The sequence below is a fragment of the Adlercreutzia murintestinalis genome, from assembly GCF_943192905.1.
Taxonomy (GTDB): Bacteria; Actinomycetota; Coriobacteriia; order Coriobacteriales; family Eggerthellaceae; genus Adlercreutzia_A; species Adlercreutzia_A murintestinalis.
Map to the genome: position 1 here is coordinate 17,515 of NZ_CALPCC010000011.1, position 13,116 is coordinate 30,630.

12 protein-coding genes and 1 pseudogene are annotated in these 13,116 nt (G+C 57.3%); all 13 read left to right on the plus strand.

Annotated elements, in window-relative coordinates; genetic code table 11:
* Window positions 1–289: 289 nt before the first annotated feature.
* The 13 genes and pseudogenes from NFR19_RS04890 (at window position 290) to NFR19_RS04945 (ending at window position 13,113) form a co-directional block, all read left to right on the plus strand.
* Complete coding sequence (locus NFR19_RS04890; RefSeq protein ID WP_251212728.1) at window positions 290–778, plus strand: 4Fe-4S dicluster domain-containing protein; 489 nt, start codon at window positions 290–292, stop codon at window positions 776–778.
* A 30-nt stretch (window positions 779–808) separates the two neighbouring features.
* Window positions 809–2,995: a formate dehydrogenase subunit alpha gene (gene fdhF, locus NFR19_RS04895; protein ID WP_251212675.1), complete on the plus strand. Its 2,187-nt coding sequence runs from the start codon at window positions 809–811 to the stop codon at window positions 2,993–2,995.
* A 39-nt stretch (window positions 2,996–3,034) separates the two neighbouring features.
* A pseudogene (locus NFR19_RS08930) lies at window positions 3,035–3,322 on the plus strand (4Fe-4S dicluster domain-containing protein); the annotation flags it as partial.
* Between the two features lie 168 nt (window positions 3,323–3,490).
* Window positions 3,491–3,628, plus strand: coding sequence for a hypothetical protein (locus NFR19_RS08935; RefSeq protein WP_349665510.1), 138 nt, complete (start codon window positions 3,491–3,493; stop codon window positions 3,626–3,628).
* Window positions 3,629–5,719, plus strand: coding sequence for a hydrogenase 4 subunit B (hyfB, locus tag NFR19_RS04905; RefSeq protein WP_251212677.1), 2,091 nt, complete (start codon window positions 3,629–3,631; stop codon window positions 5,717–5,719).
* 9 nt (window positions 5,720–5,728) lie between these two features.
* The gene (locus tag NFR19_RS04910; RefSeq protein WP_251212678.1) at window positions 5,729–6,655 is read left to right on the plus strand and encodes a respiratory chain complex I subunit 1 family protein; all 927 of its coding nucleotides are present in this window, start codon (window positions 5,729–5,731) and stop codon (window positions 6,653–6,655) included.
* Between the two features lie 3 nt (window positions 6,656–6,658).
* Entirely contained in the window at window positions 6,659–7,321 is a 663-nt protein-coding gene (hyfE, locus tag NFR19_RS04915) for a hydrogenase 4 membrane subunit (RefSeq protein ID WP_251212679.1), read from the plus strand.
* 3 nt (window positions 7,322–7,324) lie between these two features.
* On the plus strand, window positions 7,325–8,947 hold the full coding sequence (locus NFR19_RS04920; protein WP_251212680.1) for a hydrogenase 4 subunit F: 1,623 nt from the start codon (window positions 7,325–7,327) through the stop codon (window positions 8,945–8,947).
* Window positions 8,947–10,686: a hydrogenase large subunit gene (locus NFR19_RS04925; protein WP_251212681.1), complete on the plus strand. Its 1,740-nt coding sequence runs from the start codon at window positions 8,947–8,949 to the stop codon at window positions 10,684–10,686. Before NFR19_RS04920 ends, NFR19_RS04925 begins: the two co-directional genes overlap by 1 nt.
* A 2-nt stretch (window positions 10,687–10,688) precedes the next feature.
* Window positions 10,689–11,219, plus strand: a complete 531-nt coding sequence (locus tag NFR19_RS04930) for a formate hydrogenlyase complex iron-sulfur subunit (protein ID WP_251212682.1) — start codon at window positions 10,689–10,691, stop codon at window positions 11,217–11,219.
* On the plus strand, window positions 11,220–12,002 hold the full coding sequence (locus NFR19_RS04935; protein WP_285813455.1) for an NADH-quinone oxidoreductase subunit B family protein: 783 nt from the start codon (window positions 11,220–11,222) through the stop codon (window positions 12,000–12,002).
* A complete protein-coding gene (locus tag NFR19_RS04940) occupies window positions 11,999–12,601 on the plus strand; it encodes a formate hydrogenlyase maturation HycH family protein (protein ID WP_251212683.1) in 603 nt (200 codons plus the stop codon). The genes NFR19_RS04935 and NFR19_RS04940 overlap by 4 nt, the downstream gene beginning before the upstream one ends.
* Window positions 12,595–13,113: a hydrogenase 3 maturation endopeptidase HyCI gene (locus NFR19_RS04945; RefSeq protein WP_251212684.1), complete on the plus strand. Its 519-nt coding sequence runs from the start codon at window positions 12,595–12,597 to the stop codon at window positions 13,111–13,113. Before NFR19_RS04940 ends, NFR19_RS04945 begins: the two co-directional genes overlap by 7 nt.
* Window positions 13,114–13,116: the final 3 nt, after the last annotated feature.

The window sequence follows — 13,116 nt, forward strand, 5'->3', positions numbered from 1 at the left end:
ATGGCTTTACCGCAGGCTTCGCTGCGTCTTAGAGAAACTAGTGTCCTGGTCGTCTTGCCTGGTGTTCCAAGACGTACGGACTCTGCATGAAGACGGAAGCGCCTGCGATAAAGAACCCTCGGGCCGCACTTCTCGAAACGATTGCTGGCACGTTGAGCGAATGCTGGTCTCGGGGCGCGTAAGGGGCACTCACGTTGACTGCTCAAAGAGAGACTAGTAGGAGGATGACTGAATGGGTTCTAAATTTGTTGTGGCTGACCCGGGCTTGTGCATCGGATGCGAAACCTGCATGGCAGGCTGCATACTGAAGCATTCAGTACCTGGCGATGTTGAGAAGCCACGCCTGAAACTCGTCAAGACCCTAACCGTGTCCGCGCCGATCGTGTGCCATCAATGCGTTGACGCTCCTTGTGTCGCTGCATGCCCTGAAGGGGCCCTCTACTTCGGAGAAGATCGGGTCGCCATGGATCAATCTCGCTGCATTGGTTGCCGCAGTTGCGTTCTAGCGTGCCCTTATGGTGCAGTGCAGATCGATCCCATAAAGGGAGTTGCCATGATGGGGTCGGTGCCCCTGGAATCCACTCAAGAAGCCTTCATCGTGAAGTGCGATCTTTGCTATGACCGCGACGGAGGCCCAGTCTGCGTGTCGGTATGCCCCACCAACAGCCTTACGGTGGCAGATGAAGAAGAGCTGATGGAGCGTCAGCAGAAGCGTCGCGTGAAAGCCGCAGTGGCTTCGAGCGCATTCTCGAGCGTTCCCTTGAATTCCAATCTGTAAATGAGCCAACTCCAGAGGAGGAAAGACGTTATGGAAAAGCATATGGCCGTTTGCCCGTACTGCGGTGCGGGCTGCAAGCTCAATCTGCTTGTCGAAGACGGAATGGTCGTGGGAGCTGAGGGGCTTGATGGCGTGACAAATGAGGGAGAGCTGTGCCTCAAAGGCCTTTCGGGCTTCGACTTCATCAACGATACGAAGATTCTCACGCCCCGCATCTATCATCCCATGATCCGCCGTGAGAAGGGTGGCGAGCTGGAGCGCGTCACCTGGGATGAGGCCCTTGACTTCACTGCAAAGAAGCTGGCGGAGATCAAGGAGAAGTACGGCCCCGACTCCATCATGCTCACCGGCTCTTCACGTGGACCCGGCAACGAGGCGAATTACGTGATGCAGAAGTTCACGCGCGCTTGCGTGGGGACCAACAACATCGACAACTGCGCCCGCACCTGCCATGGTCCTTCCGTTATCGGCCTCATGGATACCGTGGGCTCTGGCGCCATGTCGGTTTCTATCCCGAACATGGAGAACGCTGACCTGATCATGCTGTTCGGATATAATCCATCCGCGTCGCATCCCATCGTTGCGCGACGTATTGTGAAGGCGAAGGAGAAGGGCGCCAAGATCATCGTCGTCGACCCGCGCGCCATCGAGACCGCGCGCATCGCTGATCTCTACATCCAGATCAACAACGGTTGCAACCTGGCCTTTATGAATGCTTTCGCCAATGCGATCGTTACCGAGAATCTGCATGACATGTCCTTCATCGAGGCACATACCACGGGCTTTGACGAGTGGTGGGAGACCATCAAGAACTACACTCCGGAATCGGTTGCGGAGATCTGCGGTTGCAGCGCAGAGGATATCCGCAAAGCTGCCCGCATGTATGCAACGGCACCTAATTCCATCATCGGGTGGGGCATGGGCGTCACGCAGCAGCGTCAGGGCGTGAAGGTGGTGCATCAGATCGCTGCCATCGCCTGCATCACGAATCAGATCGGTCGCCACAACGCTGGCCTTGCTCCCGTGCGTGGCCAGAACAACGTTCAGGGTTCCTGCGACATGGGCATGTGGCCGAGCTGGTTCCCTGGCTACCAGAAGGTGGAAGATCCTGCCAATCGCGAGAAGTTCGAGAAGGCATGGAACCTTCCTGCTGGATCGCTTCCGGCCGTTCCGGGCTTCAAGTTGACCGATCTGCCTCATGGGGTCAAAGAGGGTAAGATCAAGGCCTTTTACAACTTCGGCGAGGATCCTCTGCAGACCGAGCCTGACTCGAACGATATGCGCGAGACGCTGGAGAACCTGGAGCTTCTGATCAGCCAGGACATCTTCATGACACAGACGACGGCTCTGGCTGACGTGGTGTTTCCCGGTACCTCCTGGGGTGAGCACGATGGCGTATTTTCGGCATCCGACCGTACCTTCCAGCGCTTCACCGCCGCCGTGCCGCCGAAGGGGGAGTGTAAGCACGATTGGCAGATCTTCAGCGAGCTGTCCACTCGTATGGGATACCCCATGCATTACGAGGACACCAAGGAGATCTGGGACGAGATGCGCTCCCTCTGTCCGAACTTCTACGGTGCAACATATGAGAAGATGGACGGCGTCGGCCATGCGCAATGGCCCATTCCCACGCTGGAATGCCCTGGTACGCCCACATTGTACGAGAACGGCCAGTTCACAACGCCCGATAAGAAGGCAAGGCTCATGGCTCATGATTATATAGAGCCCACCGAAACGCCTGATGAGGAGTATCCGCTCGTCCTCTGCACGGTGCGAGAGGTCGGACACTATTCCTGTCGTTCGATGACCGGCAATTGCAAGGTTCTCGCCATGCTGGCTGATGAGCCGGGTTATGTGACCATGAACCCCGCGGACGCCAAGGCTCGCGGCATCAAGGATGAGGACCTAGTGTGGGTCTATTCCCGGCGTGGCAAGGTCATCACGCGCGCCAGCTTGGACGAGCGCATCAACAAGGGAACCGTCTACATGACCTATCAGTGGTGGATCGGAAAGTGCAACGATCTGACCATGCATGCGACCGACCCGCTGTCCGGCACGCCGGAGGACAAGTACTCTGCCTGTCAAGTCGAGGCTATCGACGATCAGCTGTGGGCAGAACGCCACATGGAGACGCTCTACACCTCCCTCAAGGACCGACTGGCTACCGAAGCATCACCCCAGGACGTGGCTCCCGTGGGCGAACTTGTCGCCAATTAAGCTCAGTACCGCATCGGAATCGAATCCGAAAGGACTCTGATGAATACCTTCATCGCGATAGAGCCGGATAGATGCATCGGATGTGGTACCTGCCTTGCAGCCTGCAGCTACGGCCATCGTATGGCCGGGTTGCAGGCTGAGCCCCGACTCGCACTGACATTCGACCGCAAGGTGACAGCTGCTGTCACGTGTCATCAATGCGAGGGGGCTCCATGCCTGGCCGTATGTCCTGTGGACGCCATTCGCCAAACCGACGATGCCGTTGTCGTTAATGAGCAGACGTGTATCGGCTGTAAGTTGTGTGCGGTTGCTTGTCCTTTTGGGGCCATACATCCGAGCGGCACGTCCATTGCAGGTGTTGCCGGCACTTCCTATCCGACTCCAACCTATCCAAAGGGCACATCGCCCCTCCTTGCCTGGAGCATAGGCGTATATACATGCGCTGTGAAATGCGACCTCTGCTCTACGCTTGGGCCTGATGAAAGTCCGCATTGCGTGCCTGCGTGCCCGACCAACGCATTGTTCGTGCGCAATGCCGAGACGCTCGGCAAGTCGTGTCGTGAGAAGCTCAAGGCTGCGGCTGCGGAGAATCAGGTCATGATGGGTCGATCAACGCATCTGAAGGAGGCCTAAATGCTGCAATTGATCTTGCTATCCCTCGGGCTCTCCTGCGTAACCGGCATATTTTCGCTTATAGCTTCAAAAGCCCACGCAGCTTCAAAGGTCATTGCCTGTGTGGGCGGCATGGGCTCGGCTGCTTTGGGCTTCGCTGGGGGAGCGAGCGCTCTCTTCAGTCCGGCAACATATGCCTCTTGGGCAGGACCTATGCCCTTCACGAACTTCACACTGCTTCTCAACCCGTTGGCGGGGCTGGTCATCGCGGTCATTGCCGCCCTCGCGTTCGTTGCGTGGCTGTATGGTCTTTCCTACTTCGATGAGTACTACGATAAGGGCATCGGCGTTATCGGGTTCTTCATGAACCTGTTCATAGCCTCCATGTACCTCGTCGTCCTCTCTGACAACGCTTTCTGGTTCCTCGTGTTCTTCGAGCTCATGTCGCTCACATCCTATGTGCTTGTGATCATCGATCGAACAGAGAAATCCCTGCGCGGCGGTTTCCTATACTTGATCATGGCTCATATCGGTTTCTTGATGATCGCTCTCTCCTTCTTCGCGATGGCAAGCGCGACTGGCTCCCTGGAATTTGATGCGTATCGCTCTTCTCCGTTCCCTTCAGGGATCGCCACCGTAGCGTTTGTCCTCGCCTTCCTCGGTTTTGGGGCAAAGGCGGGTATGGTGCCCTTCCATTCATGGCTACCTCAGGCCCATCCCGCCGCCCCATCCAATGTAAGCGCTCTCATGTCGGGTGGTATGATCAAGATCGGCATCTTCGGTATTTGCAAGGTCTGCTTCGATCTGCTGGGCGTTGGGGGTCCCGAGGTATCGTGGGGCATCCTTGTCATCGTGATCGGCGCGATCTCTTCGGTGCTGGGTGTCGCGTACGCCCTTGGTGAGCATGACCTGAAGAGCCTGCTTGCTTATCACTCCGTTGAGAACATCGGCATCATCCTGCTTGGTGTTGGTGTGGGAATATATGGTGTAGCCGCTGACTTGCCATGGCTTGCTGGCATCGGTCTTATGGCGGGTCTCTACCATCTGGTCAACCATGCAATGTTCAAGGGGCTCCTGTTCCTTGGTGCCGGCAGCGTTCTTCATGCTACCGGCACGCGGAATATGGAAGTGCTCGGCGGCTTGGCTCGGCTCATGCCATGGACTGCGGTCTGCTTCCTCATCGGTTCCTTGGCCATCTCCGCCATCCCGCCCCTCAATGGCTTCGTTTCCGAGTGGTTCACCTATCAGGGGCTCATCGGAGGCGCGATGGATGGCGATATCCTGATGCGCATCGTTTTCGCTTTCGCGGTGATCTGTCTGGCCATCACGGGCGCTTTGGCGGTTACGTGCTTCGTTAAGGCGTTCGGGGTGACGTTCTTGGCAAAACCCCGCTCCGCCGCAGCGGAGGGCGCGAAGGAGGTGTCTGCTCCCATGATCATCGCCATGGTTGTGCTCACAGTCTTTTGTGTCCTGCTGGGCCTAGGTGCCGCATGGTTTGCTCCACTCATGAGCTCGGTTGCCTCAGCAATGCTTGCGAGCCCTGAGGTGCTCGTGGCGGAAGGGGCCACGTTGGTCTCGGCCGACACCCTCTCCATTGTATCCCCACTCATCCTGGCCGCGCTCATGGCCATCATCATCGCCGCGTGCGCGCTCGTGCGAAACGCCGCGAACCGCAAGGCGGGAGTGAAGGACGACACCCAACCTTGGGCTTGCGGCTATGAGCCCGACCTGACTATGGAGACGCTCGCTTCGACTGTTGGGGCAAACGTCCGTAACTTTATGAGTCCGCTCTATGCCATCAGACGGGGCGTGAACCGCGCGGGTCAGTGGGTTGCGTACTGCATCGGAAAGGTGCTTTGTGGAGGCAAGGAGCAGCCGCTGGCCGCGGAAGCCATCGATGCTCATCCTGTGTCACGCTATGACGCGGATCGCACGGTAGGAATCGTTCCTGCTCAGAAGAAGGCCCCCGCGCTCTCGTACTCGGTGCTCGATGTCGTGCGAAGCGTCGGGACCTGGTTCGCCAAGATGGAGAGCGGCGATTTCCGCACCTATATCGTCTATATCGTAGGAGCGCTCGTCTTCTTCATGGCGCTCATCATCTTGGTTCGTTAGGAGGATGCCATGACTATTATCATAGCGATATTGCAGGCAATCCTTCTGGTTGTCGTAGCCCCGCTCATTTCGGGCATCGCACGCAAGATCCGGGCGAAGATGCATTCGCGCAAGGGCACGAGCATTCTGCAGGACTACTACGACCTCGCCAAGCTCATGAAGCGTAGCGAGGTGCGGGAAGGGGGCAGCGGCATCATCTCGCGGCTGATGCCGCCCATCTTTCTTGGGTGCTTCGTTCTCATTGCCGCAGGCCTTCCCCTTGTCATGCAGGCTTGCCCTATCCCGATGCTGGGCGACATGATCACGATCCTGTATCTGATGGCATTGCCTCGCTTCATGTTCGCCTTGGCGTCCATAGATTCAGCGGGCTCTTATACCGCCATCGGCGGCATCCGCGAGCTTCTCGTGGGCGTCTTGGTCGAGCCTTCGCTGATCCTCGTGCTGTTCGTCATGGCCAGCGCAGTGGGATCCACCAATGTGGGCCTCATGTCTACGGCGGTCGCGAATCTGCAAGCGACCCCTCTCGTCGCCGTTGTGGTGGCTGGCGTCGCTTGCGCCATGGCTTGCTACATTGAGATGGGAAAGCTTCCCTTCGATATGGCGGAGGCGGAGCAAGAGATCCAAGAAGGTCCGTTGGCTGCCTATTCTGGTCCGTCTCTTGCGATGCTCAAGCTGGGCGTATCGCTCAAACAGGTCGTTGTGGCAAGCCTGCTGGTCTGTATCTTCTTGCCCTTTGGTTCTGCGCCCACGCTGGCTCCTCTTGACATCCTTATCGGTTTTCTGGTCTTTGTGGCCAAAGTGCTCGTGGTATTCCTCATCGCTTCGGTGATCGAGAACTCCGCGATGCGTGCACGCTATAAGATCCTTGGCCGCTATACCTGGTTCGTCGTGGGGATCGCCTCGCTTTCTCTCGTGTTTCTCATCATAGGGATTTAGGTGATGGATATGATTGGTTACCCATTGGTCAATGCGCTCGGCGCGTGCCTCATCATCACCTCGATGACGGTGGTTCTCGCTAAGACGATGCGCGCTTCGGCTTTCCTGTACTCGTTCCAGTCGCTCATGCTTGTGGCGATCTTGGCCAGCTTGGGCTTTGTGACGAGTTCTAGCGAGCTATTCACCTGGTCGGCTACGGCATTTGTCACGAAGGTCGTGTTGGTGCCGGCCATCTTGTTGTTCACTCTAAAGAAGATCGGTGGTGATGCCCACGCCGATCTGCTTCCGAAGATCAATTCCATGAAGGCGGTCGCACTGGTTGCCGTGGAGGTTTTCGTGTGTTTCGTGGCTGTATCCGGCATCGAATTGCCTACAGCTGCCGAGGTCAAGCCGACCTTGGCGGTAGCGCTAGCCCATTTTTTCATCGGTCTTACCTGCATCGTCATCCAACGTTCCATCTTCAAGCAGATATTCGGATACTGCCTGATGGAGAACGGTTCCCATGTGGCCCTTGCCCTTCTAGCGCCCCAAGCACCCGAACTGGTCGAGATTGGTGTGGCAACTGATGCCATCTTCGCCGTCATCATCCTTTCGGTTCTGGTTTGGCGCATGGGGCATTATGCCCACACCCTGGACGCTGACGATCTTTGCGAGCTGAAGGGATAAGCCATGGACTACACGATTCTGTTCCTGATCCTGATGGGATGCCCCCTTGGGGCGGCGTTTCTCATGGCCCTTCTTCCGTCGAAGATGACGCCGCGCGCGGTCTATGCGGCTATCCACGTGATAGAGCTAGCAGGAGTCGCCGTTTCGGGCCTTGTGCTTGTGGTGTCTGCCTTCATGGGCAACGACATCTTCGTTGTTGGCGAATGGTTCCACATCGATGGCCTTTCGGCCCTGTTCCTGGGCCTTATCGCAGTCATTGCGCCATGCACGGGCGTTTACTCATTGCCCTACATCAAGCACGATGTGGAGGACGGAAAGCTCGGGCCTTCACAGGTCAAGCAGTACTACCTGTTCTATGGCCTCTTCGTCTTCTCGATGATCTTGGCCGTCACCTCGAACAACATCATCATGATGTGGGTATCGGTGGAGGCAACCACGCTGTCTACAGTGTTCTTGGTGGGTGTCTACCGTACAAAGTTGGCACTTGAGGCCGCTTGGAAGTACGTTATCGTCTGCACAGCGGGCGTGGCCTTCGGTATGTTCGGCACGCTGCTCATCTATGCGAATGCGGCAGATGTGATGGCCGATGCGCATCAAGCGGTGTTCTGGACCGCCATCCTCCCCAATGCGCCACTGATGGATCATTCGCTCATGATGATCGCCTTCGTGTTCGCGGCAATCGGCTTTGGCACCAAAGCGGGCCTGTTCCCTATGCATACATGGCTCCCCGACGCTCACTCTGAGGCACCTAGTCCCGTGTCTGCGCTGCTTTCCGGTGTGCTCCTCAAGTGCGCGATTCTGATCGTATTGCGCTTCTTTATCTTGACGGCCGCTAATGTGGGCGATATCTTCCCCCAAGTTGTGCTGCTCATCTTAGGTGTGCTCTCCGTGGTTTATGCTGCCTTCGAGGTGTATCGCCAGAACGATCTCAAACGCAAGCTCGCCTACAGTTCATGTGAGAACATCGGCCTCATCGCGGTGTGTTTCGGCATCGGCGGGCCTTTGGGCATCATCGCTGGGCTTGTGCACTGCATCGCGCATGGCCTTACCAAAGCTCTCATGTTCTGCCTCTCCGGTAATGTGATGATGAAGTACCACACGCGCGATCTGTCGAAGATATCCGGCATCATTTCGGTGGCTCCGGTGACAGGCGTGCTGTTCGTGGCTGGGTGCTTGGCGCTGGCAGGGTTCCCGCCTTTCGCTCTGTTCGTAAGTGAGATGCTCATGATCCTAGCCGGCGTTGCTGCCCAGGCCTGGTGGGTGCTCGCAGTGGTGCTCGTGGCGCTTGTGGTGGTCATCATGGCCCTGGTGCATATGATCACCGGCGCTGCCTTAGGAAAGGCTTCTGAGGAGGTCAAGCGGGGAGATGTCTCTCCGCTGGCGCTCGCTCCCGAAGTGATCTTTCTGGCGCTGATCGTGCTGTTGGGTGTGGCTCTTCCGGGTCCTCTGGCGGGATCCATTGAGGATGCTAGCGCCATCGTGATGGTCTACGAAGATGAGAATCCTGCTAATGGGAACTTGTTCGTTGATGCTCTAGAGGCGCTTGGTGCGCAAGAACAACCTGAATTCAATGACGCTATGGATGTCTCTGACGTGTCAGAGGAAACCGAGGAGGTGCTCGAGTGATGACGGCAAAGAAACCGGTCGCCCTGCGCATCGGCGAGACCCATGTTCAAGCAGTGCGCGACACCTTTCCAGGGTCAGTGCTCGATGCCACATGGCAGGCAGCCGATCAGGTGACCATTACGGTTCCCACGGACATGCTGCCCGATGTAGTGGAGTTTCTGTACTACGGGCGTGGTGGATGGCTGCCGAACATGGTCGCCAATGATGAGCGCCCCTTGCACGGCTGCTTTGCCTTGTACTATCTGCTCTCCATGGAAGAGAGCGATAAGGGATTCGTGGTCGTGCGAACCGAGGTGGATCCTGCGACCATGGAATACCCTTCCGTGACGCCGCGTGTCCCTGCGTGCGTGTGGAGCGAGCGCGAGGCCTTCGATATGTTCGGCTTGCGAGCCATAGGGCTTCCCGACGAACGTCGTCTCGTTCTGCCCGATGATTGGCCCGATGACCTCTATCCGCTGCGCAAGGACTCTATGGATTATCGTCATCGTCCGACGCCCACTACCGATGTCGAGAACTACCAGTTCCTGTATGAGGGCCACGCTGAGGAAACTACTCAGGTCCCCATGGGCCCTCTGCACATCACATCCGACGAGCCAGGGCACTTCCGTCTATTCGTGGACGGTGAGGATATCATCGATGCTGATTACCGCCTGTTCTACGTGCATCGTGGCATGGAAAAGGTGGCCGAGGACCGCCTGAGCTATGATGCCGTTACATTCCTGGCCGACCGTATCTGCGGCATTTGCGGTAACGCGCATTCGGTTGCCTACGCTGAGTCGGTGGAGCACGCGCAGGGCATTGAAGTTCCCCTACGTGCCCAATATATCCGCTCCATTCTCTTGGAAGTGGAGCGGTTGCATTCCCACCTGATGAACCTCGGCCTCGTCTGCCATTATTGTGGCTTTGATACCGGCTTCCAGCACTTCTTCCGTGTGCGTGAGAAGGCCATGGACCTAGCGGTGCTCTTGACCGGTGCGCGCAAGACCTACGGTCTGAACCTCATCGGCGGCGTGCGCCGCGATATCCTGGATGATCAGAAGCTTGCGACCATCAAGTATGTGAGCGAACTTCGCAACGAGGTTGAGGCGCTCGTGGATATGCTGGTGTCTACCGCCAACTTTGAGTCGCGCACGGGCGGCATCGGCCGACTGGACCCCGTGATCGCCCGCGACTATAGTCCTGTGGGTCCCTGCGTTCGCGGCTCGGGCATCGGGCGCGATGTTCGCTTCGACCATCCCTTCGACGGCTACAAGTTCCTCGTGGGCATGTCGGCCCGCACCCATGACGGCTGCGATGTGCAGAGCCGTACGCTCGTGCGTGTGGAGGAATTCATGGATTCGCTCGCTATGATCGAGCAGTGGCTCGATGGTGCGCCGCAAGGCCCTATTCAGGCTGAAGGCTGGCAGTATACGCCTAACAAGTTCGCCCTTGGCTACACGGAAGCCCCGCGCGGCGAGGATATGCATTGGGCACAGGTCGGAGATAACCAGAAGTGCTATCGCTGGCGGTGCAAGGCCGCAACGTATTCCAATTGGCCGGTGCTTCGCTACATGTTCCGTGGCAATACTATAGCCGATGCTGCTATCATCGTCGGCTCCATGGACCCATGCTATTCCTGCACCGATCGCGTGACGGTGGTGGATGTGAACAAGAGCACGAGCACGGTGCTCACGAAGAGCCAATTGGAGAGCTATTGCCGCCGCCGCACCCATTCCCCGCTTGCCGGAAAGGGGTGGTAAGGATGTTCAAGCTCTTCAAGGAGATTCGCGAAACCGGCGATGCCACCGTCGAGTATCCATTTGCACCTTATGAGTTCCCTGATGGGTTTAGAGGCAAGCCGGAGCACAACGAGAAGCTCTGCATCGCATGCGAGGCCTGCGCTATCGCCTGTCCAGCCAATGCGATCACCATGGAGTTGAGTGAGGATCAGTCTCTCATCACATGGAATATCAATTACGGACGTTGCATCTTCTGCGGCCGGTGTCAGGAAGTGTGTCCGATGTTCGCCATTGAGCTCACCAAGGAATTCGAGCTCACCGTGCTCAACAAGGCTGATCTGGGCGAATCGTGCGCCTACGAAGTGGCGCGCTGCTCATGCTGTGGAAAGCCCTACGCGGTCAAGAAAGAAGTGGACTACGTGCGTAACCTGCTGTCCAAGATGGGCGGTCCCGCTGCTACGGATATCAAGAAACTGGATCGATGCCTGGATTGCCGTCGCCTTGAGGATGCAGAGGCGTTTCAGCTGCAGGCGCGTCATAGAGGGGAGGCCTAGATGTTGGCAGATAATATCCCGCCTCAGCTTCAGTGGAAGCCCGACCCTATCACGCTCGATGCGAAGGTAGCGGAGGCTAAGAAGAAGCTGCTCGAATCCATCAAGCGGTCCGTCTATGTGTACCGCGTGGATTGCGGCGGTTGCAACGGCTGTGAGATCGAGATATTCGCGACGATCACTGCCGTATTCGATGCTGAGCGCTTCGGCATAAAGGTGGTCCCTTCGCCCCGCCATGCGGACATGCTCTTGTACACCGGTGCTATGACCAGGTCCATGAGAGAGCCAGCCATCCGCGCTTATCATGCTGCTCCCGATCCGAAGATCGTCATGTCCTACGGTGCATGTGGATGCACGGGTGGCATCTTCCATGACAATTATTGCGTATGGGGCGGCACCGACCCTATCTTGCCCGTCGATGTCTACGTGCCAGGATGCCCGCCAACTCCCCCTGCTACCATCTTCGGCTTCGCGTGCGCGCTGGGCATTCTCGATCAGAAGCTCCATGCAAGTCACCATGTAGCACCTGCGGACGATCAGACGTTCGTCGCCTTTCCCGCGATCCCATACAAAGTGCGCACGTCGTTCGAACGCGAAGCGCGCCGCATGAGCGGCTATTATTTCGGAAAAAAGATCGTCGATGAGTTCATGCTGACGATCTCCAAAGACAAAGAAGATGTATTCGGAGCGATCGATCGCCTGATAGGCAATGAGACCGATGCGCGTAAGCGTGCGGTGTTCATGGACTTGAGGGCGCTTCTGATGAGCAAGGTGGTCAAAGGATGAGCGTGACCATCCGTCAGGGCGATGCGAAGCGCGTCTCCCGTTCGCTCGTTGAGCAGGAGGCGTGCCTATCGTCGCTCTCTGCGTTCGAGAACATGCGGTCGGCGGCACAGCATACCACCGATTCCAGAACAGCTCGTGAGGTGGTCTTCTATCGCTTGAGCGAGAAGTTCGTCGATCACGAGCGCTCCATCCCTGAGGAGGCGCAATCGGTGCTCTACTACACCCTTGCCATCGGTCATCATACGGGCATCATCGATTGCCTTCGACCTCGGCTGACCACCTCGCGCGACGTATTCGCTAAAGCGATCGATCTGCTGGAAGACGGAGAAGGACGTGACAAGCTCATCGGAATCGAGAGATTCGGCGAGATCGAGGTCAAGAAAGAGCATGTCCTGCCGCTTAAGCTGGCTGTGATCGAGGCCCTTGAACGGTCATCTGCCGTCATGGACAAGCTAGAAGATAAGGCCGGAAGCGCTTCTTCCCATGAAACGGTAGTGGCCATCGATGCCTTTGCGTGGCTCGAGGAATTCCTCTGCCTATTGGAAGAGGTCCAATGCGAGCCTTGCGTGTATGCCATGGGAAGAAGAGTGACATGCTGAGCGCAGAGGAGATACTCACAGCGTACGAGGACGCTGATCGTCGGAGGCAGATCGTCTTTGGCGTCGGAAGCGTTCTTCGCGGTGATGATGCGGCAGGGCCGCTCTTGGTCAAGAAGATGGAAGACGCGCCTATCGAAGGTTGGGCGGCGGTTGATGGAGGACAAACGCCCGAGAACGATCTAGGGCATCTCCGCCGCCTTTCCCCAAAGCGCCTGCTTCTGGTTGATGCGGCAGCTATGGGACTCGAGCCTGGCACCATTCGGCGCCTCAGGGGGGCGGATGTGGCAAGTCAGTCGTTCATCACCACTCACACTTTGCCCATCACCTATCTTCTTGGCGAACTTGAATCCCTATGCTCAGAGGTGACCTTCCTTGGCATCCAGCCATCGGGAACGGAGTTCTTCGATCCCGTTCATGCTCGCGTGCTCGCTGCCGTGGATACCATCTATCGGGGCATTGCCCGGGGAGACGACTTTGAAGGAATTCCCTACGTCAACGATGAAAGGAACTAGAAC

Coding starts and splice junctions, on each gene's coding strand:
- NFR19_RS04890 (WP_251212728.1), top strand. CDS start 290: ATGGCAGGCTGCATACTGAAGCATTCAGTACCTGGCGATGTTGAGAAG.
- fdhF (WP_251212675.1), top strand. CDS start 809: ATGGAAAAGCATATGGCCGTTTGCCCGTACTGCGGTGCGGGCTGCAAG.
- hyfB (WP_251212677.1), top strand. CDS start 3,629: ATGCTGCAATTGATCTTGCTATCCCTCGGGCTCTCCTGCGTAACCGGC.
- NFR19_RS04910 (WP_251212678.1), top strand. CDS start 5,729: ATGACTATTATCATAGCGATATTGCAGGCAATCCTTCTGGTTGTCGTA.
- hyfE (WP_251212679.1), top strand. CDS start 6,659: ATGGATATGATTGGTTACCCATTGGTCAATGCGCTCGGCGCGTGCCTC.
- NFR19_RS04920 (WP_251212680.1), top strand. CDS start 7,325: ATGGACTACACGATTCTGTTCCTGATCCTGATGGGATGCCCCCTTGGG.
- NFR19_RS04925 (WP_251212681.1), top strand. CDS start 8,947: ATGACGGCAAAGAAACCGGTCGCCCTGCGCATCGGCGAGACCCATGTT.
- NFR19_RS04930 (WP_251212682.1), top strand. CDS start 10,689: ATGTTCAAGCTCTTCAAGGAGATTCGCGAAACCGGCGATGCCACCGTC.
- NFR19_RS04935 (WP_285813455.1), top strand. CDS start 11,220: ATGTTGGCAGATAATATCCCGCCTCAGCTTCAGTGGAAGCCCGACCCT.
- NFR19_RS04940 (WP_251212683.1), top strand. CDS start 11,999: ATGAGCGTGACCATCCGTCAGGGCGATGCGAAGCGCGTCTCCCGTTCG.
- NFR19_RS04945 (WP_251212684.1), top strand. CDS start 12,595: ATGCTGAGCGCAGAGGAGATACTCACAGCGTACGAGGACGCTGATCGT.